21 protein-coding genes are annotated in these 19548 nt (G+C 66.2%); 16 read left to right on the top strand and 5 right to left on the bottom strand.

Features of this window, described 5'->3' with window-relative positions; genetic code table 11:
• Positions 1-17 precede the first annotated feature (17 nt).
• Positions 18-584 carry an ABC transporter substrate-binding protein gene (locus tag VIK36_RS17985; protein WP_324643042.1) on the bottom strand — a complete coding sequence of 189 codons (567 nt, stop codon included), beginning with the start codon at positions 582-584 and terminating at the stop codon, positions 18-20.
• 316 nt (positions 585-900) lie between these two features.
• Here VIK36_RS17985 and VIK36_RS17980 point away from each other — a divergent pair, with 316 nt between their 5' ends.
• Positions 901-1278: an STAS/SEC14 domain-containing protein gene (locus VIK36_RS17980; RefSeq protein ID WP_159630810.1), complete on the top strand. Its 378-nt coding sequence runs from the start codon at positions 901-903 to the stop codon at positions 1276-1278.
• Positions 1279-1291: 13 nt separating this feature from the next.
• Here VIK36_RS17980 and VIK36_RS17975 read toward each other — a convergent pair whose 3' ends face one another.
• Positions 1292-2314, bottom strand: a complete 1023-nt coding sequence (locus VIK36_RS17975) for a LacI family DNA-binding transcriptional regulator (RefSeq protein WP_324643040.1) — start codon at positions 2312-2314, stop codon at positions 1292-1294.
• Between the two features lie 151 nt (positions 2315-2465).
• Here VIK36_RS17975 and VIK36_RS17970 point away from each other — a divergent pair, with 151 nt between their 5' ends.
• The 8 genes from VIK36_RS17970 to VIK36_RS17935 all read left to right on the top strand — a co-directional run bounded on the left by VIK36_RS17970 (position 2466) and on the right by VIK36_RS17935 (position 10713).
• Positions 2466-2810 (top strand): L-rhamnose mutarotase, encoded by a 345-nt coding sequence (locus tag VIK36_RS17970; RefSeq protein WP_324643039.1) that lies wholly within the window; start codon positions 2466-2468, stop codon positions 2808-2810.
• Positions 2811-2935: 125 nt separating this feature from the next.
• Positions 2936-4102 carry an L-rhamnose isomerase gene (gene rhaI, locus VIK36_RS17965; RefSeq protein ID WP_324643038.1) on the top strand — a complete coding sequence of 389 codons (1167 nt, stop codon included), beginning with the start codon at positions 2936-2938 and terminating at the stop codon, positions 4100-4102.
• Between the two features lie 7 nt (positions 4103-4109).
• Positions 4110-6146, top strand: a complete 2037-nt coding sequence (locus tag VIK36_RS17960) for a bifunctional aldolase/short-chain dehydrogenase (RefSeq protein ID WP_324643037.1) — start codon at positions 4110-4112, stop codon at positions 6144-6146.
• Positions 6143-7603: a rhamnulokinase family protein gene (locus tag VIK36_RS17955; RefSeq protein WP_324643036.1), complete on the top strand. Its 1461-nt coding sequence runs from the start codon at positions 6143-6145 to the stop codon at positions 7601-7603. Before VIK36_RS17960 ends, VIK36_RS17955 begins: the two co-directional genes overlap by 4 nt.
• Before the next feature lie 55 nt (positions 7604-7658).
• Positions 7659-8678 carry an acetylxylan esterase gene (locus tag VIK36_RS17950; RefSeq protein WP_324643034.1) on the top strand — a complete coding sequence of 340 codons (1020 nt, stop codon included), beginning with the start codon at positions 7659-7661 and terminating at the stop codon, positions 8676-8678.
• Between the two features lie 302 nt (positions 8679-8980).
• Positions 8981-10096: a 3-deoxy-7-phosphoheptulonate synthase gene (locus VIK36_RS17945; protein WP_255173205.1), complete on the top strand. Its 1116-nt coding sequence runs from the start codon at positions 8981-8983 to the stop codon at positions 10094-10096.
• A gap of 155 nt (positions 10097-10251) precedes the next feature.
• Positions 10252-10464, top strand: coding sequence for a helix-turn-helix domain-containing protein (locus tag VIK36_RS17940; RefSeq protein ID WP_043452394.1), 213 nt, complete (start codon positions 10252-10254; stop codon positions 10462-10464).
• A 150-nt stretch (positions 10465-10614) separates the two neighbouring features.
• Positions 10615-10713 carry a 30S ribosomal protein bS22 gene (locus tag VIK36_RS17935; RefSeq protein ID WP_003792170.1) on the top strand — a complete coding sequence of 33 codons (99 nt, stop codon included), beginning with the start codon at positions 10615-10617 and terminating at the stop codon, positions 10711-10713.
• Between the two features lie 106 nt (positions 10714-10819).
• Here the strand turns inward: VIK36_RS17935 and VIK36_RS17930 are convergent, their stop codons facing one another.
• Positions 10820-11638: an HAD family hydrolase gene (locus VIK36_RS17930; RefSeq protein WP_255173204.1), complete on the bottom strand. Its 819-nt coding sequence runs from the start codon at positions 11636-11638 to the stop codon at positions 10820-10822.
• Between the two features lie 78 nt (positions 11639-11716).
• On the opposite strand from VIK36_RS17930, the gene VIK36_RS17925 reads away from it, so the two are divergent.
• The gene (locus VIK36_RS17925; RefSeq protein ID WP_255173203.1) at positions 11717-11971 is read left to right on the top strand and encodes a glutaredoxin family protein; all 255 of its coding nucleotides are present in this window, start codon (positions 11717-11719) and stop codon (positions 11969-11971) included.
• Positions 11972-11981: 10 nt separating this feature from the next.
• On the top strand, positions 11982-12686 hold the full coding sequence (locus VIK36_RS17920; protein ID WP_159630830.1) for a redox-sensing transcriptional repressor Rex: 705 nt from the start codon (positions 11982-11984) through the stop codon (positions 12684-12686).
• 70 nt (positions 12687-12756) lie between these two features.
• On the opposite strand, the gene VIK36_RS17915 is transcribed toward VIK36_RS17920, so the two are convergent.
• A complete protein-coding gene (locus VIK36_RS17915; protein ID WP_255173202.1) occupies positions 12757-13584 on the bottom strand; it encodes a hypothetical protein in 828 nt (275 codons plus the stop codon).
• 233 nt (positions 13585-13817) lie between these two features.
• Positions 13818-14366 (bottom strand): YceI family protein, encoded by a 549-nt coding sequence (locus VIK36_RS17910; protein ID WP_175319142.1) that lies wholly within the window; start codon positions 14364-14366, stop codon positions 13818-13820.
• Positions 14367-14580: 214 nt separating this feature from the next.
• Here VIK36_RS17910 and VIK36_RS17905 point away from each other — a divergent pair, with 214 nt between their 5' ends.
• Genes VIK36_RS17905 through ccsB form a run of 5 tightly spaced genes read left to right on the top strand, consistent with a single transcriptional unit; the run spans position 14581 to position 19512 of the window.
• Complete coding sequence (locus VIK36_RS17905) at positions 14581-15261, top strand: histidine phosphatase family protein (protein ID WP_255173200.1); 681 nt, start codon at positions 14581-14583, stop codon at positions 15259-15261.
• 35 nt (positions 15262-15296) lie between these two features.
• Complete coding sequence (locus VIK36_RS17900; RefSeq protein WP_324645308.1) at positions 15297-15875, top strand: TlpA disulfide reductase family protein; 579 nt, start codon at positions 15297-15299, stop codon at positions 15873-15875.
• A gap of 15 nt (positions 15876-15890) precedes the next feature.
• A complete protein-coding gene (locus VIK36_RS17895; protein ID WP_324643022.1) occupies positions 15891-16646 on the top strand; it encodes a cytochrome c biogenesis CcdA family protein in 756 nt (251 codons plus the stop codon).
• Positions 16646-18424: a cytochrome c biogenesis protein ResB gene (resB, locus tag VIK36_RS17890; protein ID WP_255173199.1), complete on the top strand. Its 1779-nt coding sequence runs from the start codon at positions 16646-16648 to the stop codon at positions 18422-18424. The genes VIK36_RS17895 and resB overlap by 1 nt, the downstream gene beginning before the upstream one ends.
• Entirely contained in the window at positions 18424-19512 is a 1089-nt protein-coding gene (gene ccsB / locus VIK36_RS17885) for a c-type cytochrome biogenesis protein CcsB (protein WP_255173198.1), read from the top strand. The genes resB and ccsB overlap by 1 nt, the downstream gene beginning before the upstream one ends.
• Positions 19513-19548 lie beyond the last annotated feature (36 nt).

Raw genomic sequence — 19548 nt, 5'->3', positions numbered from 1 at the left:
GTTGAACTACCGTAAAACTAGAGTCCCAGCAGCCGGTTGAGCAGGTTCGCCAGGCCGCTGAGGCCATTGCCGCCGTCAAGGAGCCCGGTGACCGCGCACAGAAGGTTGCCGACGAGTTTGCCCGCCCCCGACTGCGCAACAATGTCCAGGACAACCTGGTTCAGGTCGACATTGAGCCCCAGGACGTCCAGGTGCAGCGGCCCGAGGACCAGGTTCACGATGTCGCAACCGCCTCCTGCGGCCGTCGCGGCGTTGGTGGTGGGGGCCGCAGCAGCCGTGGTGGTCACGGTCTGGCTTACCGGAGTGGCCACGCCGGCAAGATCGGTGAGGGTGCCCTGCACCAAGCCGGTGACGGTCAGCCGGCCGTCCTGGACGCTGAAATTGGACGGCGTAAACGAGCCGACGAAGGTACCCACACCGTCAATGGTCTGGTTGATGCTTCCAGTGACGTTGGCTGCTTGTGATGACTGGGACGCGGCAGAAGGAGCCGCGGGTGCTGCTGCCGTCGCCGGGCCTGCCATGCCGAAGAGCATGGCGCCGGAGAGGGCGATGGCGGTGACTGAGGCTGAGACCTTGGTTCGCATTTTCGGTAAATCCTTTCAGCGCCGGGTTGCGGCGCAATGAATCCCCCGGGATTCCGCCCCCATGGAGAACCCCGGCGGAACTGTTTATTTCAAATGCAGTGCATTTCAGATGCAGCCCTCGCGGGCCGCGACGCGCGGCGTAGGAACGTGATCCAGGCCACGGGCACATCGACCAACGTATTAGTAAGTATGCTGATGAGTCAAGCTGGCCGTGGGCAGCACGTGAGGTGGGAGAGCGGCCGGCCGGCGGCTGGGCGCTCCGGTGCTGGTGCAAGATAGAGGGGTTGAGGAACTGCCCACTGGAGGGAGGCGGGGTATGGAGCCCGTAATGGTCGACGGCGGCAAGGGAACCGTGGAACTGAGCGCTGACGGCGTCATCCACCTCATGTGGGAGCCCAAAGTCCGGATAGAAGTCGAGGACGCACAGGCGGCGATGGCTGCGGTGAACCGCATAGCAGGGGACGGCAACTATCCGATGCTGGTGGACATGGCCACCACGGAAAACGTCAGCATCCAGGCGCGCTCAGTGTTCTCCATCCCGTGCGCCGCCAACCGCATTGCCCTGCTTGGGTCGAGCCCTGTGGACCGGATCATCGCCAACTTCTTCCTCGGCGTCCACAATCCGCCCTGCCCCACCCGCTTCTTCACGTCCCGGGACGAATCCATGAAGTGGCTGCAGCAGACGGGAAAGTAGAGCGCCCGGCTGATCAGCCGGCGCCCGGCGCGGCCGTGCTCTGCCGGACCACCAGCTCCGGCGTGAACACCACAGACCGGTGGACGGGATTCTGGGACTCCACCTCTTCGGACAGCAGTTCGATGGCCGTCCGGCCCAGCAGCTGGGTGGGCTGGCGGATGGAGGACAGGGGAACCACCGCGGAGACGGCAAAGTCGATGTCGTCATAGCCAATCAACGCCACGTCCTCGGGGATCCGGAACGTGTGCGTCATGGTGAGCGACTGCATGACGCCCAGGGCCAGGAGGTCGTTGGCGCAGAAAATCCCCTCGGGCAGTTCAGCCCGCCCACGCTCCACCAGCATGTCGCCCACGCTGCGCCCAGCCAGGACGGTCTGCCCTTCCGCATCCAGCACCTCGAGGCTGGCGTCCGGCTCCTCCTTCACGGCCCGCTGGGCTCCCTGGAGCCGGTCCGCGACCTGCCGGATGGACGTGGGACCGCCAACAAAAGCCAGCCGACGGCGGCCGGTGTCCAGCAGGTGCCGGGCAGCCAAGTACCCGCCGGCGTCGTCATCCACGGCAACCGAGCTGAACTTGGACTCGTCAGCCAGCCGGTCCACCAGGACCGTTGGCACGCCGCGCTCGCGGAGGAGGTCCAGCCTTTCCGTTACATCACCCACAGGGGAGATGAGCAGGCCCTGCACGCGCTGCTCCTGGAAGAGGTCAATGTAGTTCGCCTCCCGGCCGGCGTTGTGGCCGCTGTCGCCCAGCAGGACGGCGCTTCCCTGCAGCGCCGCGGCGTCCTCCGCCGCGCGGACCACCGAGGTGAAGAAGGGGTTGCCGACGTCCAGGACAATGAGTCCGATCGTGCGGCTGTGGCCAACACGGAGTTGGCGGGCGGCATCGTTGCGGACAAACCCCAGTTCGTCGATGGAGCGCAGGACCCGTTCCTTCGTCCGGTCGGACACCCGGTCGGGATAGTTGAGGACATTGGACACCGTCCCCACGGCCACGCCCGCGTGGGTGGCCACGTCCTTGATACTGGCTGTGCGGTTCATCGATTCTCCGTGCCGACATTCCCACTGCGGGAGCTACCGCGCGGGAAATCAAAAGTTTCTGCCATTGCTTGACACCTGCTCAAATCCAAGAGTACTTTGAATCGTACCAATGAAACGATTCAAAAGTTTATGAAGTTTGAGGGGTGTCCGCATGAGGGTGTGTTTCCGTTCCTCGGTCCAGCCGGCGCTGATCGATGAATACCGGCGCCGGCACGCCGCAGTGTGGCCGGAAATGCTTGACGCCCTCAAGGAGGCAGGCTGGCACAACTACTCCCTGTTCCTGGGTGGGGACGGGCTCCTGGTGGGGTACGTGGAGTGCGACGACTTTGACGCCGTCCGTGCCCGCATGGCCCTGACGGACGTGAACGCCCGCTGGCAGGCTGAGATGGCAACCCTTTTCGAGGACTCCGGCCAAGCTCCCGACGAAGGGTTCCAGGTGCTGGAGGAAGTCTTCAACCTGGACAGCCAGCTGGCGGCACAGCACCCCGCAGGCTGACGGGCAGGACCGGACGCAGGACTACCGGGGCACCGGAACAGCAGGCAACTGCCGGCACGCAGGCTCCAGCAGCGGGGCACCAACCAAACGCATCAGACAGACGCTCAACACCGGAAAGAACCATCATGAATGACGTAGCAACGGCGCTGGGCAGGCTCGGGGAGCTTGCCATCGAGGTCCCTTCGTGGGCCTATGGAAATTCGGGTACGCGGTTCAAGGTGTTCGGCACGCCCGGCACGCCGCGCACGGTCCAGGAGAAGCTGGCGGACGCCGCCAAGGTCCACGAGTTGACCGGCCTGGCCCCCACCGTGGCACTGCACATCCCGTGGGACAAGGTGGACGACTACTCGGCCCTGAAGGAGTATGCGGCCGGCCTGGGCGTGGGGCTGGGCACCATCAACTCGAACACCTTCCAGGACGACGAGTACAAGTTCGGGTCCCTCACCTCTTCCAACCCGGCCGTCCGGCGCCGGGCCATCGACCACCATCTCGAGTGCATCGACATCATGCACGCCACGGGTTCGCAGGACCTCAAGATCTGGCTGGCGGACGGCACCAACTACCCGGGCCAGGATGACATGCGCGGCCGCCAGGACCGGCTGGCCGAGTCGCTGCAGGAGATCTATGCGGCCCTGGGAGATGGGCAGCGCCTGGTGCTGGAGTACAAGTTCTTTGAGCCGGCGTTCTACCACACGGACGTGCCGGACTGGGGTAGCTCCTATGCCCAGACGCTGGCCCTGGGGGAGAAGGCGTTCGTTTGCCTGGACACCGGCCACCACGCCCCGGGCACCAACATCGAGTTCATCGTGATGCAGCTGCTGCGCCTGGGCAAGCTGGGTTCCTTCGACTTCAACTCCCGCTTCTACGCCGACGACGACCTGATCGTGGGTGCCGCCGACCCGTTCCAGCTGTTCCGCATCATGCACGAAGTGATCCGGGGCGGAGGATACGGCAAGGACTCCGGCGTGGCGCTGATGCTGGACCAGTGCCACAACCTGGAAGAGAAGATCCCCGGCCAGATCCGTTCGGTGCTGAACGTGCAGGAAATGACGGCCCGTGCCCTGCTGGTGGACACCGCAGCCTTGGCCGAAGCACAGCGCGCCGGGGATGTCCTGGCCGCCAACGGCATCTTCAACGATGCCTTCTACACCGACGTCCGGCCGATCCTGGCCGAGTGGCGTGAATCCCGCGGCCTGCCCGCAGACCCGATGGCCGCCTTCAAGGCCAGCGGTTACCAGAAACAGATCAACGAGGACCGCGTGGGCGGCCAGCAAGCCGGATGGGGCGCCTGATTCAGCTATGACGAACAAGACTGTTGAAGACCTGATTGACCGTTCCAACCGCCTTGGCGCGGACAAGCGGAACACCAACTTCGCCGGCGGCAACACCTCCGCCAAGGGCACCGACAAGGACCCCGTCACCGGCGAGGACGTCCAGCTGATCTGGGTCAAGGGATCCGGCGGTGACCTGGGCACCCTGAAGGCCGGGAACCTTGCGGTGCTGCGGCTGGACCGGCTGACCGCTCTGAAGAATGTCTACCCGGGCGTGGAGCGCGAGGACGAGATGGTGGCCGCGTTCGATTACTGCCTGCACGGCAAAGGCGGAGCCGCCCCATCGATCGATACCGCCATGCACGGCCTCGTGGACGCCGCCCACGTGGACCACCTGCACCCGGACTCCGGCATCGCCATTGCCACGGCCGTGGACGGCGAGGCGCTGACCACCAAGATTTTCGGCAACAAGGTGGTGTGGGTGCCTTGGCGCCGGCCCGGGTTCCAGCTGGGCCTGGACATCGCCGCGATCAAGGACGCCAACCCCCAGGCCATCGGGACCATCCTGGGCGGCCACGGCATCACCGCCTGGGGCGCCACCAGCGAAGAAGCCGAGCAGAACTCGCTGTGGATCATTGAGCAGGCCGAGAAGTACATCCGGGACAACGGCAAGGCCGAGCCCTTCGGGCCCAAGCTGCCCGGCTACGGCGCCCTGCCCGAGGCAGAGAGGAAAGCCAAGGCCGCAGCCCTGGCACCCGTGATCCGCGGCCTGGCCTCCACGGACAAGCCGCAGCTGGGGCACTTCAGCGATGACGCCGTCGTCCTTGACTTCCTGGAGTCCGCGGAGCACCCACGGCTGGGCGGCCTGGGGACCTCCTGCCCGGACCACTTCCTGCGCACCAAGGTCAAGCCGCTGATCCTGGACCTGCCCGCGGACGCCTCCATCGAGGACTCGATCTCACGGCTCACAGAACTCCACACTGCCTACCGCGAGGACTACCAGGCGTACTACGACCGGCACGCGGACGAAAACAGCCCGGCCCTGCGCGGCGCGGACCCGGCCATCGTGCTGGTGCCAGGCGTGGGCATGTTCTCCTTCGGCGCCAACAAGCAGACCGCCCGCGTGGCTGGCGAGTTCTATCTCAACGCCATCAACGTGATGCGCGGCGCCGAGGCCGTCTCCACCTACGCCCCGATCGAGGAATCCGAGAAGTTCCGCATCGAGTACTGGGCGCTGGAGGAAGCCAAGCTGGCCCGGATGCCCAAGCCCAAGTCCCACGCCACCCGCATCGCGCTGGTCACCGGTGCAGCGTCGGGCATCGGCAAGGCCATCGCCACCCGGTTGGCGTCCGACGGCGCGTGTGTCGTCATTGCCGACCTCAACCTTGAGAACGCACAAAAGGTCGCCGAGGAACTTGGCGGTGCCGACGTCGCGATTGGTGTCCAGGCCGACGTGACGGACGAAGCCCAGGTTTCCGCCGCGATCGACGCCGCGGTCCTGGCCTTCGGCGGGGTGGACCTGGTGGTCAACAACGCCGGCCTGTCCATCTCCAAGCCGCTGCTGGAAACCACCGAAAAGGACTGGGACCTGCAGCACAACGTCATGGCCAAGGGCTCGTTCCTGGTGGCCAAGACCGCGGCGAAAGTCATGATCGCCCAGGGCATGGGCGGGGACATCATCTACATCTCCTCCAAGAACTCCGTGTTCGCCGGCCCGAACAACATCGCCTACTCCGCCACCAAAGCAGACCAGGCCCACCAGGTGCGCCTGCTCGCGGCCGAACTGGGCGAGCACGGCATCCGGGTCAACGGCATCAACCCCGACGGCGTGGTCCGCGGCTCCGGAATCTTCGCCGGCGGCTGGGGCGCCAAGCGCGCCGCGGTCTACGGCGTGGACGAGGAAAAGCTGGGCGAGTACTACGCCCAGCGCACCCTGCTCAAGCGCGAGGTCCTGCCCGAACACGTGGCCAACGCAGCCGCCGTGCTCACCAGCAACGAACTGTCCCACACCACCGGCCTGCACATCCCCGTGGACGCCGGAGTGGCCGCAGCCTTCCTGCGGTGAGCACGATTCCTGCCCGCGGCGTGTTTGCCGCCGTCGACATCGGCGCCTCATCCGGCCGGGTGATCCTGGGCCGCGTGTCCCGGAACGGGGTGCAGCTGGAGACCGTCCACCGCTTCCCCAACGGCGTGGTGGAGCGCGACGGCGGCCTCCGCTGGGACTTCGACGCCTTGTTCGCGGAGGTGCTCGCGGGACTGCGGGCGGCCGCTGCGGCGGCGGCAGCCCGTGGCGAAAAGATCGGCAGCATTGGCATCGACACCTGGGCGGTGGACTACGGGCTGGTGGACAGCGCGGGCAAACTCGTGGCGCAGCCGTACAGCTACCGCGACGACCGCAGCAGGACCGCCGTCGCGCCCGTCCACGCCAAGCTGGACCCGGCGCGGCTGTACCAAACCACGGGGCTGCAGTTCCTGCAGTTCAACACGATCTACCAACTGGCCACCGAGAAGAACCTGGCCGGGCTGCAGGCCCTCCTGATCCCGGACCTGATCGCGTTCCTGCTGACCGGTGTGCGGCGCACCGAGGCGACCAACGCCTCCACCACGGGCCTTTTCGACGCCGTGGCCGGGGAATGGGCCACCGAATTCTTCACCGCACTGGGACTGCGGAAGGACCTGTTCCCGCCGCTGATCCAGCCCGGGGAAACCTACGGAAACCTCCTGCCGGACATAGCCGCGGCCGTGGGCCTGCCCCGTGAAACCACAGTGGTGGCGGTGGGCTCGCACGACACTGCCTCCGCCGTCGTGGCCGTTCCTGCCCGGGATGGCGCTTTTGCCTACATCTCCTCCGGCACGTGGTCCCTCGTGGGGCTGGAATTGAAGCACCCCGTCCTGACCCAGGCCAGCCGGGAAGCGAACTTCACGAATGAACGCGGCGTGGACGGCACCATCCGCTACCTGCGGAACGTGGGCGGCCTGTGGCTGCTGAGCGAATGCCAGCGCACCTGGGCCGGTGAAGGCTACCAGCCCGACCTGGCCTCCCTGCTCGCCGCCGCCGCGGCATTGCCTGCCGGCGGTCCCCAGGTCAACGCGGATGATCCCTTCTTCATTGCCCCGGGCAATATGCCGGAGCGGATCCGGGCGGCGGCACGGCGCACCGGTGACGTGCTGCCAAATGATCCCGCGGCCATCACCCGCTGCATCATGGACAGCCTCGCCGCCGGATACGCCAGGACCATCACCGCAGCGGAACGCCTCGCCAACCGTGAAGTGGACGTGGTGCACGTGGTGGGCGGCGGCTCGCAGAACACCCTGCTGTGCCAGCTCACCGCCACTGCCACCGGGCGCCCCGTCGTCGCCGGTCCCGTCGAAGCCACCGCCCTGGGCAACGTCCTGGTCCAGGCCCGTGCTGCCGGGGCCGCAGCAGGCGGGCTGCCGCACCTGCGCGGAATCATCGCCGCCGGCACGAGCCTTCGGCGCTTTGAACCACTCATCAGCGTGCGCCACCGATCCATGCAGTAGAAATAGAGAACTCCACCGCGGGCCTGCGGACCAACCGACACAGAACAGGACAACGATGCCCCTCTTCGACCTGCCCCTGGCCGCGCTCCGCAGCTACACCTCCGATGTCACACCGCCCGGGGACCTGGCTGCCTTCTGGGACGCCACCCTGGACGAAGCGCGGACCTTTCCACTCGACGCGACCTTCGAACCGGTGGATAACTACCTCACGGTGATCGATACCTTCGACGTCACCTTCTCCGGCTTTGGCGGCGCGCCCGTCAAAGGTTGGCTGCACCTTCCCGCCAACCGGGAGGCAGGCGTCCGGCTGCCGGTGGTGGTGAACTACATTGGCTATTCCGGCGGCCGCGGCCTGGCCAACCAGGACACCCGGTGGGCGCAGGCCGGGTACGCACACTTCATCATGGACACCCGGGGCCAGGGGTACGGCGGCACGCTGGGGGACACCGCGGATCCCCACCCGTCCGCCGGGGATGTGGCGAACGCAGGCCTCATGACCAGGGGCATCACCAGCCGGGAGGACTACTACTACCGCCGCGTCTATGTGGACGCCTTCCGCGCGGTGGAGGCCGCGCAGGCCCACCCCGCCGTCGATCCTGCCAAAGTGGTGCTGGCCGGTGTCAGCCAGGGCGGCGGCCTGGTGGTGGCCACGGCGGGGCTCACTGCGGGACGGCTCGACGGCGTCATCGCCGCGCTGCCCGACGTCCCCTTCCTGCAGGACTTTCCCCGCGCCATCGACATCACTCCGCGCGGGCCCTACCCGGAGATCGCCCAGTTCCTGGCGCGGCACCGGGACCGCTACGACGCCGCACTTGGCGTCCTGAACTATTTCGACGGCGTCAACCTGGCCCGCTGGGCCACGGTGCCGGCGCTGTACTCGGCTGCGCAAATGGACGACATCTGCCCGCCGTCCACGGTGTTCGCCAGCTACAACGCCTACGCGACTGGCACCGACGCCTCATCGGCCACCGGTGCCGTGAAGGACATTGAGGTGTACCGGTTCAACAACCATGAGGGCGGCCAGGAACACCACTGGATCCGCCAGCTGCAGTTCCTGCGCAAGCTCCTGGGGTAGGCGGCGGCAAACCCAGGGTTGTTCGCGGATCCTTGCCTTGTGCGTTCGGAGCCGCGAACAGGCCTGGGACGGAATGTGACGCAACCGATTTTGCGGCCGCCATATGCCGGGTTTATGGTCTCTTCCATGACTAACCGTTGGTATGCGTATTTTTCGTTGGCTCTGGAGGGGCCCGCGTCTAACTGACACGCATCCAACTTCCTTCAGAGCCAACAGGGCAGAGATCATTCTCTGCCCTTCGCCGTTTCTCCGGCGGGTTCTGAAATCCGGGCCCGCTTCCCATCTGGAACAGGACCCTGAACATGAGCACCGCAACAGCAGCCGCCCCCGCCACCAAGTCCACATCCAACCTGCGCGTCAGCGAATTCACTGCGCTGCCGGCACCTTCGGCGCTTCTCACCAAACTGCCGCTCGGCGACCGGGAGGCCGCCGTCGTCGAACGCGGACGCGACGAGGTGCGCGCCATCATGGACGGGGTGGACGACCGCCTGCTGGTCATCGTGGGACCCTGCTCCATCCACGACCCCAAGGCAGGGCTGGAGTACGCCCGCCGGCTGGTCAGCCAGGCCGAGAAGCACAAGGAAGACCTGCTGATCGTCATGCGGACCTACTTCGAGAAGCCGCGCACCACGGTGGGCTGGAAGGGCCTGATCAACGATCCCCGGCTGGACGGCAGCCACGACATGGTCACCGGCCTGCGCACCGCAAGGCAGTTCCTGCAGCAGGTCACCGCGCTGGGCCTGCCCACCGCCACTGAATTCCTGGAGCCGATCAGCCCCCAGTACATGGCGGACCTGATCTCCTGGGGAGCCATCGGTGCCCGCACCACCGAGAGCCAGATCCACCGCCAGCTGGCTTCCGGGCTCTCCATGCCCATTGGCTTCAAGAACGGGACCGACGGCGGCCTGCAGGTTGCCATCGATGCCTGCGGTGCCGCCGCGGCAGCCCAGGCCTTCCTGGGGATCGACGGCGAAGGCCGGGCCGCGCTGGTGGCAACGGCCGGAAACCCCGACACCCACGTGATCCTCCGGGGCGGCCGGAAGGGACCCAACTACTCAGCGGCCGACGTTGAACGCGCCTCCACCGAACTGGCGGGCAAGGGGCTCAACCCCCGCCTGATCGTTGACGCGAGCCACGCCAACAGTGGCAAGAGCCATCACCGGCAGGCTGAGGTGGCGCTGGAAATCGGTGCCCAGCTTGAGGAAGGCGGCGCGGCGGCCCGGGCCGTGGCCGGTGTGATGCTGGAAAGCTTCCTGGTGGGCGGCGCCCAGAACCTTGACGTTGATGAGTACGCCGCGGGACGGGCGGAACTGGTCTACGGCCAGAGCGTCACCGACGCCTGCATGGACTGGGATGTCTCCGCTTCTGTCCTGGAGCAACTGGCGGCATCAGGGCGGAAGCGGCGGCAGCAGAATTAGGGGTGAAATAGGGGAGGCCACTACTTTCACATCTGCCACATGAACATCTACAGTATCTATTTAAGGTGGTTGGTGGATGGCTCAGCATCGGAACACCGCATTGGCACGTACCTGGGGTCACTGTTGTCCATCCGTCAGCAAAGGAAAATAGGGAAATGTCGGCAGAACAGAACTTCTCCAACGCGAAGTTCCTGACCGTGGCTGAAGTAGCTGAGGTCATGCGCGTCTCCAAAATGACTGTTTACCGCCTGGTTCACTCCGGCGAAATGCCCGCGGTGCGCTTCGGCCGCTCCTACCGGGTCCCCGAAAACGCCGTCGAACAGTACCTCAAGGGTGCTGTTGTGGACGGCCACACCGAGACCGCCTAAGGGGCCTGTCCTGAGCCGCTCCCGATAAGCGGTACCCTGTTAAGGAACGTTTTACGTCATTGTAAGAATCTGTCAGTTGTTCAGTTCGTAGCTTTGTCCGCGGACATTCCCCATCAGGCAGGTACTGCATCTAGTTTGTAAGGAACTTTCGTGGGTTCAGTTATCAAGAAGCGTCGCAAGCGTATGGCCAAGAAGAAGCACCGCAAGTTGCTTCGCAAGACCCGTCACCAGCGCCGCAACAAGAAGTAGAGATACTTCGAACAGCGTGGAAATGCCCGCCGCCTTCCAAGGCGGCGGGCATTTTTTTGTCTCAGGTTAGTGGCTGGAGGCTTTTGCCTGCCTGCGGTGGGGTGGGTTATGCCCGGGGGCCGCGGATGCGGGCGAAGCCCTTCCAGAGGCCGTAGACAGCGCCGCCGAAGGTTGCCGCCTTCAGGCCCAGGGTGGCGGCGCGGCGGCCCGCGCGGAAATCATAAACGGGCCAGTTCCGGTCACGGGCGTGCCGGCGGAGCTTGGCGTCCGGGTTGATGGCCACGGGGTGTCCCACCAGTGACAGCAGCGGCACGTCGTTGTAGGAGTCGCTGTACGCCCAGCAGCGCTTGAGGTCCAGGCCCTCCTGGTCCGCGATGCCCTGGACCGCTACGGCTTTGGCCGAGCCGTGCAGGATGTCCCCCACCAGGCGGCCGGTGTACATCCCGTCCGACACCTCACCCACTGTCCCGAGCGCTCCGGTCAGCCCCAGGCGGGTGGAGATGACTGTTGCCACTTCAATAGGGGTTGCCGTCACCAGCCAGACGCGCCGGCCCACCCGGAGGTGCTGTTCCGCCAAGGCCTTGGCGCCCGGCCAGATCCGGGACGCGATCATCTCGTCGTAGACTTCTTCGCCGAGGGCCTTGATGTCGTCAACCGTGATGCCGGCGGCGAGCGTCAGGGCCGAATCACGTACCGCATGGACGTCGTCGATATTCTCACCGCGCGCCACGAACTTGAACTGCTTCCACGCGAATCCGGCCGCCTGCACAAGGGTGAACGCGCCGCGCTGGTGCATCTTCCGCGCAACGTGGAAGAGGCTGGCCCCGCGCATCAGGGTATTGTCCACATCGAAAAACGCCGCTTCACCGGGCTGCGGCGCAGCAACCGGCCGCGTGACGACGGCGACGTATTTCTCCTGGGGCATGGACTTGAGTCTAGTCAATCCACTCGCTGGGCGACGTCGGCGTCACCCGCACGGCGCGAACGGCGATACCGTTAAGCCATGGCTACCCCCCGCGTCGTCCTGGTCACCAAAGCTGACTGCCACCTTTGCGAGGAGGCGCGCGACGCCGTCGGCCGGGTCACTGCCTCGTTGGGCCTCAGCTGGAGCGAAGAGCTGGTGGACAACCAGCCCGAACTGCGGGAGCGTTACGCCGAAGAGATCCCCGTGGTCCTGGTTGACGGGGTGCAGCGCGACTTCTGGAAGATCGACGAAGCCCGGCTGGAACGCGTCCTGCAGCGCGCCATGGCCAATTAGGGGGATGCGAGTGACGTCCTTGGATTCAACGTCCCAGCCTGTCCCGGGCATCCCTGATGCCGCGGGTGCACCGGCAAAGCAGATTCCCCCTGCTGCCGTGGCGCGGTTGACCCTGTACCTCCGGGCCCTGAACACCCTGCTGGCCGAGGGTGTTGAGCGCGTCTCCTCCGACTCTTTGGCGGAAGCCTCCGGCGTCAGTTCCTCAACGCTGCGCAAGGACCTGTCCCACGTGGGGTCCTACGGCACCAGGGGAGTGGGGTACGAGGTCCAGTACCTCAGCCGCCACATTGCCGCGGCACTGGGGCTGACGCATGACTGGAAAGTTGCGATCGTCGGAGCCGGAAACCTGGGCAAGGCGCTGGCGCGCTACGGCGGCTTCGAATCGCGAGGCTTCGATGTGGTGGCCATCTTCGACGCGGACCAGATGGTGGTGGGCAACGAGGTGGGATGGCTGCGGGTCAGCGACGTGGCGGACCTTGAGACCGTCCTACACCGCACCGGGGCCAACATGGTGGTACTGGCGCTTCCTGCGGCGGTGGCGCAGGGCATCTGCGACCGGGTCGTTGCGGCGGGCGTGCACAGCGTGCTCAGCTTCGCACCGGTGATGCTCCAGGTTCCGGAAGGGGTCAACCTCCGCAAGGTGGACATGGCCACGGAGCTGCAAATCCTGGCCTACCACGCCCAGCGGGCGCAGGCGCCGGGGCAGACAGCCTAGGGGCACGGTTTAAAGGCGGCGGCCCGGGATGCTGGACATCCCGGGCCGCCGCTGCGTTCTGTGTTGGAGGTCAGCGCCCGTAAGGGTTGCCGAAGCCGCCCGAATACGGGTTGGCGAAGGGCTGCTGCTTCCGGAAGTAGGGGGCAGCGGCAGGGAGGTAGAGCAGGACGATGGCGGCGATTCCCAGGACGGTCCCGATCGTTGCGAGGGAGGGGATTCCGAACAGGCCAAGGACGGACAGCGCTGCGAACACGGTTCCGAGGATGCGTGCCCAGTTCTTGCCCTTGCGGATGAAGAAGGCCACCAGCAGGTAGAGGGCGGCACCGATGATGCCGAAGACCACCAGGGAGCCGGCGATGAAGGGCTTGATGTCGTCGTAGGTGATGCCCGCCCCGCTGGCCCGGACCTGCTGTTCAAACTCCTGCCGGAACTGCGGGGCGTCCAGCTGGGTGAGGTTGATGAGGATGGAGATGACATAGATCGCGGTGGCCGCGATCAGCAGCCAGAACGCGATGTTCACCAGCTGGGGGATGCCGTTGCTTCCGGCCGGCTGCGGCTGCTCAGAGGGATACTGGCCGTAAGGGGACTGGCCATACGGCGACTGGCCGTACTGGGGTGCATTCTGGCCGTAGCCCGGGGACTGCGGAGCATTCTGCCCGTACGGGGAACCGTACTGCGGCGCGTTCTGCCCGTACTGCGGCGCTGCCGGCGGCTGGGAACCGTACTGGGGCTGGTTCTGCCCGTACTGGGGAGCGTTCTGGCCATACTGCGGAGCGTTCTGGCCGTAGCGGGGCTGCTGCGGTCCGGGCTGCTGGCTGCCGGACTGGCCGTTCCCTGGCTGGCCATTGCCGGAGTGGGGGTCTTGGGGCGCGGGAGGCGGGACGGGAGGAGTACTCATGGCGTTCCTTCTGCAGGTCGGGATCCAGGTAGGCTGCCGGGAATCGGTCCTCAGCCTTCCCCCCAGCGTGGCTTAAGTCCACCGTACCCCCGGCGGGTGGCGTTGTGGGTGATTCAGGTGGGATCCACGCCCGCGGCCGGCGGGTGAACCCGTGGGCAAGGGCCGTTGTTAAATACGGCACCCCGGCGCCGGGCCGGGATGGCCTGGTACCGGGGTGCCGTGAAACGCGAAACTTATGCTGCGGGGGCGATGAAGGCCAGTTCCAGGTTGATGGCAACCTTGTCGCTGACCAGCACGCCGCCGGCCTCGAGGACGGCGTTCCAGGTCAGGCCGAAGTCCTTGCGGCTGATGGTGGTCTCGGCGGTGAGGCCGGCGCGGGTGTTGCCGAACGGATCGACGGCCACACCGTGGAGCTCGGTCTCGAGGGCCACGGGACGGGTGACGCCCTTGATGGTGAGGTCGCCCTGGAGCTCGTAGGCGTCGCCCTTGGGGACGATCGCGTTGGAAACGAAGGAGATTTCCGGGAACTTCTCGACGTCGAAGAAGTCTTCGCCGCGGACGTGGCCGTCGCGGTTGACGTCACCGGAGTCAAAGCTGGCGGTCTTGATGGTGGCGTTGACCTTGGAGTCGGCCACGTTTTCGGCGAGGTCGAGGGTGGCCTCGGCTTCCTTGAACTGGCCGCGGACCTTGCTGATGCCCGCGTGGCGGACGGTGAAGCCGATCTCGCTGTGGGAGTTGTCCAGGGTCCAGGTGCCGGTGGTGACGTCTGCGGGAAGTGCCATGATGTTGCTCCTTGGGGTGAATGCTGCTGTGGTCGTGAGGTTGAAACTTCATCGGTTGAAGTCTCAACTAACTTGCTGCATCCAGTATAAACATGCGTTTGCATCTTTTGTTCCCGGTTTCGGAACATTTCTTCAGAAACTTGAGTTCTACTCTTTGTAGAAAGCGCGGCCGGAAGATTTCGGATCGCACGCCATCTTTGAGAAACTGGTAAACATGCCCCAAGCCACTGTCCATCTGCTCCGCCACGGCGAGGTCCACAATCCTGACGGCGTTCTCTACGGACGGCTCCCGGAATTCCACCTCTCCGAACTGGGGCAGGAGATGGCCCGGATGCTTGCCGAACACTTCCGCGAGCGCGCCGAGCGCGGCGCCCGGATCACCTACCTGGCCGCCTCGCCGCTGGACCGTGCGCAGGAAACCGCGCGGCCGACGTCGGAAGCGCTGCACCTGCAGATCCACACCGACGGGCGCATCATCGAAGCGGAAAACTACTTCGAGGGCATGAAGGTCACCAAAGCCGAACTTCGCCGGCCGCGGCACTGGCCCCGCTTGGTCAACCCGCTGCGCCCGTCATGGGGCGAGCCGTACAAGCAGCAGGCCGCGAGGGTGGCGGCGGCCGTCCAGGACGCCCGGCTGAAGGCCATCGAACTGGCTGCCGGCGACTTCGGCGCCGCAGGCCCCGAGGCCATCCTGGTCAGCCACCAGCTGCCCATCTGGGCGGCACGGCTGAGCGCGGAGGGCCGGCCGCTGTGGCATGACCCGCGCAAGCGCGAGTGCACCCTGACATCCGTCACGTCCCTGGTGTTCGACGACGACGGCTCGCTGGTGCGGGTCGAGTACAGCGAACCTGCGGCGTCCCTTCTTCCCGGTGCCGCCAGCACCCCTGGAGCCTAGCAGTGAGCAACAACAACCTTCCCTCGCGCCGCAGCATGCTTGCAGCAGGCGGCATGGCCTTGACCGCGCTGACCCTTGGCCTCTCCGGTTGTGCCCAGGAGGATGCGCTGGCCAAGCAGGCCAAGGCGGGAGACAACAAGAACTACGTTGCCGGCGACGGCTCCGTGACCGAGTTCGCCGCCGGGGACCGCAAGGAAGCCGTACAGATCCAGGGTGCGCTCTTCAGCGGCGCCGCCGTCACCCCGGCCGACTTCCAGGGCAAGGTCAGCGTCCTGAACTTCTGGTTTGCCGCCTGCGCCCCCTGCCGCGTGGAAGCGCCGCTCCTTGAGGAACTGCACCAGGAGTTCAAGGACCAGGGCGTGCAGTTCTTCGGCGTCAACCTCCGGGACGAGAAGCCCACGGCAGAGGCTTTCGAGAAAACCTTCAACCTGACCTACCCCAGCTTCGACGACAAGGACGGCGGCGTCCTGCTGTCCGTGTCCGGCCTGGTGCCGCCCGGTGCCGTGCCCACCACCCTGGTGCTGGACAAGCAGGGGCGGGTGGCCTCCCGCGTCCTCGGCGAAATCGAGGAGGGCACCCTGAAAGCCCTCATCACCGCCGCCGTGGCGGAATAGGGACAGGCCGGGACCGTGAACAGCCCCTTCGCCGAAGCCATCCTCAGTGGCTCCCTCCTACTGGCCATTCCGGTGGCCCTGCTCGCCGGACTGGTGTCCTTCCTTTCCCCCTGTGTCCTTCCCCTGGTGCCCGGTTACCTGGGATATGTCACCGGCCTGAGCGGCGTGGACCTGCAAAAGCAGAAACGCGGCCGGATGCTGGCAGGCATCGGGCTGTTCGTCCTGGGCTTTTCCGTGATCTTCGTCCTGCTGGGCGGCGCGTTCGGCCAGCTGGGTACCCTGATCACGGGCAGCCAGAACGCCTGGATCACCCAGCTCCTGGGGATCCTGGTCATCATCATGGGCGTCGTCTTCATGGGCGGCTTCAGCTGGCTGCAGCGCGACGCGAAGATCCATGCCAAGCCGCCCGCCGGGCTCTGGGGAGCGCCCCTGCTGGGCCTGACCTTCGGCCTGGGCTGGGCCCCGTGCATCGGCCCCACGTACTCCGCCGTGCAGCTGTTAAGCCTTTCCGGCGGATCCTCGGCCGCCAAGGGCGCCTTCCTTGCCTTTGTGTACAGCCTGGGACTGGGCATCCCGTTCCTGCTGATCGCGCTGGCCCTGCGCCGGGGCATGGGCGTCATGGCGTTCTTCCGCAAACACCGCCTGGCCATCCAGCGGACCGGCGGCGGGATCCTGGTGGTGCTCGGGCTGCTGATGGCCACCGGCGTGTGGGGTGCCTGGGTGACCGGGCTGCAGTACTGGTTCCAAACCGATGTGAAGTTGCCGATCTGATGAGCGAGCGTGTGAACGTAAAGAAGAAGCAATCCGCCCCTGTCGCAGAGGCGAAGGCGCAGGCCGCCCTCCCGGCCCTGGGCCCCAAGGGCATGCTCCGGTGGGCCTGGACCCAGCTGACCAGCATGCGCACCGCGCTGTTCCTGCTGCTGCTCCTCGCCGTCGCCGCCGTCCCCGGATCACTGTTCCCGCAGCGGCCCGCCAACCCGGCCGTGGTGACCCAGTACATCAAGGACCACCCGGACTACGGCAAGCTGCTGGACTCCCTGCAGCTCTACGACGTCTACTCCTCGGCGTGGTTCTCGGCGATCTACCTTCTGCTGTTCATCTCCCTGATCGGTTGCGTGGTGCCGCGCGCCATCGCCCATTACAAGGCCATGCGCTCACAGCCGCCACGGACCCCGCAGCGTCTGTCCCGGCTGCCCGAATACGGCACCCTGGTGATCCCCGCCAGTGGCGCCGTCCCGGCGTCGGACGCCATCAACGGTGCGGCCGGACTGCTGCGGAAGCGCGGCTACCGGGTGGAGGTCAGGGATGCCGACGGCGCCCTTCCGTCCCTGGGTGCCGAACGCGGCTTCATGAAGGAAGTGGGCAACCTGGTCTTCCACACGTCGCTTATCGGCGTGCTGGTGTCCGTGGCTGCCGGTGGCCTGTTCGGATACAGCGGCCAGCGCATCCTGGTGGAAGGCGACACATTTGTGAACACCCTGGTGGGCTATGACCAGTTCAACCCGGGCACCAACTTCCAGTCCAGCCAGCTCCAGCCGTACTCGCTCCAGCTGGACAAGTTCAACATCACCTTCGACCGCGAATCCCGGGGCAAGTTCGGCCAGCCCATCGATTTCGCCGCCACTGTGACCACCAAGGAAAACCCGGACGCTCCGCCCAAGCAGGAGATCCTGAAGGTCAACGACCCCGTGAGCCTGGGCGGCACCAGCATCTACCTCACCGGCAACGGCTACGCGCCGGTGGTGACAATCCGGGACGGGGCGGGCAACGTGGCCATGCAGGGCCCGGTGGTGGCCAAGCTGCAGGGCGAGAACTACTACTCCTCCGTGGTGATCAAGGTCCCCGACGCCCAGCCGGACCAGCTGGGCTTCGTGGGCTTCTTCCTCCCCACCGCGTTTGTGACGGACAAGAACGTCTCGTTCAGCGCCGACCCTGAGCTGTTCAACCCGCAGCTGACCCTGAACTCCTACTACGGCGACCTGGGCCTGAACAAGGGTGCTCCGCAGAACGTCTTCGAACTGGACGTCAAGAACCTGACCCCGCTCAACGCCAGGAACCTGGCGGCCGGGGGCATCACGCTGGCACCCGGCTCCACCTACACCCTGCCGGACGGCAAGGGCAGCATCAGCTTCGACGGCGTGAAGCGGTACATCGGCGTGGACATCCACCACAACCCCGGGCAGCTGTACGCCCTGATCTTCGCCTTGCTGGCCGTGGCCGGCCTGATCCTTTCGCTCTACGTCAACCGCCGGCGCGTCTGGGTACGCACCGGCACCGCTGACGACGGCCGCACCATGGTGGAATACGGGCTGCTCGCCCGCGGCGAGGACCACCGGCTGGCGGGTGAGGCGGCCGCGCTGCGGAAACTGTTCGCCGCCGAGTGGCAGCTGCCCGACGAGGCTGCGCCTGAAGCTGCTGCCCCCGAAAATACTGCCCCGTCCCAGCAAACTCCCAGCCGGACAGGCGATAATGTCGCAGGCTCCGCCGAAAAGGCCGAAGGCTCCGTCACCACCCCAGCAGGCCCCACAGGGCCCGAAAAGGACCAGTAATGCCATTTGGAATCAACGAAACCATGGGCCAGTACAGCGAACTCTTCATGCTGCTGGCGGCGGGCACCTACACAGTGGCCTTCATTGCCTTCGCCTGGGACCTGGCCAAGAGCAGCAAGGCCCTGCGCGCAGTTGACCTCAAGGCCGCGCAGGCCGGGGCTGCCACCAAGGTTCCGGTTGCGGCCGGTGTCGGCGCCGCCTCCGCAGGGGCGCGCCTGGACGGGCCCGCTGACCGGGCCGAGCGTCCGTCGTCGTCCGCTGCCAAGGCCGGCGGCGCAGGGGCCGGCGGTGTCGTCACGGCCGACGGCGACATGAAGTACGCCACGGAGCGCCGGGTTCCGGCGCGGGTCGCCGTGGCCCTGACCACCCTCGCCGTCCTCATCCACGGCGCTGGCGTGGTCACCAGAGCCTTGGGCGCGGGCCGCGTGCCGTGGGGCAACATGTACGAGTTCCTCACCACCGGCGCGTTCCTGGTGGCGGCCGTCTTCCTGCTCTCCCTGATCCGGCGCGACCTGCGCTTCCTGGGCACCTTCGTGGTGGGCCTGGTAATCATCATGCTGGTGGCTGCCTCCGTGGCCTTCTGGACCCCCGTGGGCCACCTGGTCCCCGCCCTCCAGAGCTACTGGCTGGTCATCCACGTATCCATTGCCGTGCTTTCCTCGGCCCTGTTCACCCTGACGTTCGCGATGTCCGCCCTGCAGCTGGTGCAGTCCCACCGGCAGAAGACCGTTGCAGCCGGCGGCGCCGACAAGCTCGGTTTCATGCGCCTGGTGCCCTCCGCGCTGAGCCTGGAGAACCTCTCCTACCGGATCAACGCCATCGCCTTCATCGGCTGGACCTTCACCCTCATGTTCGGTGCCATCTGGGCGGAAAAAGCATGGGGCCGGTTCTGGGGCTGGGACACCAAAGAGGTGTGGACGTTCGTGATCTGGGTTGTCTACGCCGGATACCTGCACGCCCGTGCCACCCGCGGCTGGACCGGGACACGCGCCGCGTGGCTGTCGATCGTGGGCTACCTGTGCGTGATCTTCAACTTCACCATCGTGAACCAGTTCTTCAACGGGCTCCACTCCTACTCCGGCCTCTAGAAAGGGTCCGTTCGGGTCTTGGGCGGGGAATCCACC

Origin of the sequence: Pseudarthrobacter sp. LT1 (genome assembly GCF_035621795.1) — a bacterium.
Lineage (GTDB): Bacteria > Actinomycetota > Actinomycetes > Actinomycetales > Micrococcaceae > Arthrobacter.
This window is presented reverse-complemented; position numbering and strand designations above follow the sequence as displayed.

What these genes read in the sequence shown, in the direction of transcription:
- ccsB (WP_255173198.1), top strand. Translation starts at nt 18,424, where the DNA reads ATGCCATTTGGAATCAACGAAACCATGGGCCAGTACAGCGAACTCTTC.
- VIK36_RS17905 (WP_255173200.1), top strand. Translation starts at nt 14,581, where the DNA reads ATGCCCCAAGCCACTGTCCATCTGCTCCGCCACGGCGAGGTCCACAAT.
- VIK36_RS17945 (WP_255173205.1), top strand. Translation starts at nt 8,981, where the DNA reads ATGAGCACCGCAACAGCAGCCGCCCCCGCCACCAAGTCCACATCCAAC.
- VIK36_RS17975 (WP_324643040.1), bottom strand. Translation starts at nt 2,314, where the DNA reads ATGAACCGCACAGCCAGTATCAAGGACGTGGCCACCCACGCGGGCGTG.
- VIK36_RS17915 (WP_255173202.1), bottom strand. Translation starts at nt 13,584, where the DNA reads ATGAGTACTCCTCCCGTCCCGCCTCCCGCGCCCCAAGACCCCCACTCC.
- VIK36_RS17985 (WP_324643042.1), bottom strand. Translation starts at nt 584, where the DNA reads ATGCGAACCAAGGTCTCAGCCTCAGTCACCGCCATCGCCCTCTCCGGC.
- VIK36_RS17940 (WP_043452394.1), top strand. Translation starts at nt 10,252, where the DNA reads ATGTCGGCAGAACAGAACTTCTCCAACGCGAAGTTCCTGACCGTGGCT.
- VIK36_RS17925 (WP_255173203.1), top strand. Translation starts at nt 11,717, where the DNA reads ATGGCTACCCCCCGCGTCGTCCTGGTCACCAAAGCTGACTGCCACCTT.
- VIK36_RS17960 (WP_324643037.1), top strand. Translation starts at nt 4,110, where the DNA reads ATGACGAACAAGACTGTTGAAGACCTGATTGACCGTTCCAACCGCCTT.
- VIK36_RS17930 (WP_255173204.1), bottom strand. Translation starts at nt 11,638, where the DNA reads ATGCCCCAGGAGAAATACGTCGCCGTCGTCACGCGGCCGGTTGCTGCG.
- VIK36_RS17950 (WP_324643034.1), top strand. Translation starts at nt 7,659, where the DNA reads ATGCCCCTCTTCGACCTGCCCCTGGCCGCGCTCCGCAGCTACACCTCC.
- rhaI (WP_324643038.1), top strand. Translation starts at nt 2,936, where the DNA reads ATGAATGACGTAGCAACGGCGCTGGGCAGGCTCGGGGAGCTTGCCATC.
- VIK36_RS17900 (WP_324645308.1), top strand. Translation starts at nt 15,297, where the DNA reads ATGCTTGCAGCAGGCGGCATGGCCTTGACCGCGCTGACCCTTGGCCTC.
- VIK36_RS17970 (WP_324643039.1), top strand. Translation starts at nt 2,466, where the DNA reads ATGAGGGTGTGTTTCCGTTCCTCGGTCCAGCCGGCGCTGATCGATGAA.
- resB (WP_255173199.1), top strand. Translation starts at nt 16,646, where the DNA reads ATGAGCGAGCGTGTGAACGTAAAGAAGAAGCAATCCGCCCCTGTCGCA.
- VIK36_RS17910 (WP_175319142.1), bottom strand. Translation starts at nt 14,366, where the DNA reads ATGGCACTTCCCGCAGACGTCACCACCGGCACCTGGACCCTGGACAAC.
- VIK36_RS17980 (WP_159630810.1), top strand. Translation starts at nt 901, where the DNA reads ATGGAGCCCGTAATGGTCGACGGCGGCAAGGGAACCGTGGAACTGAGC.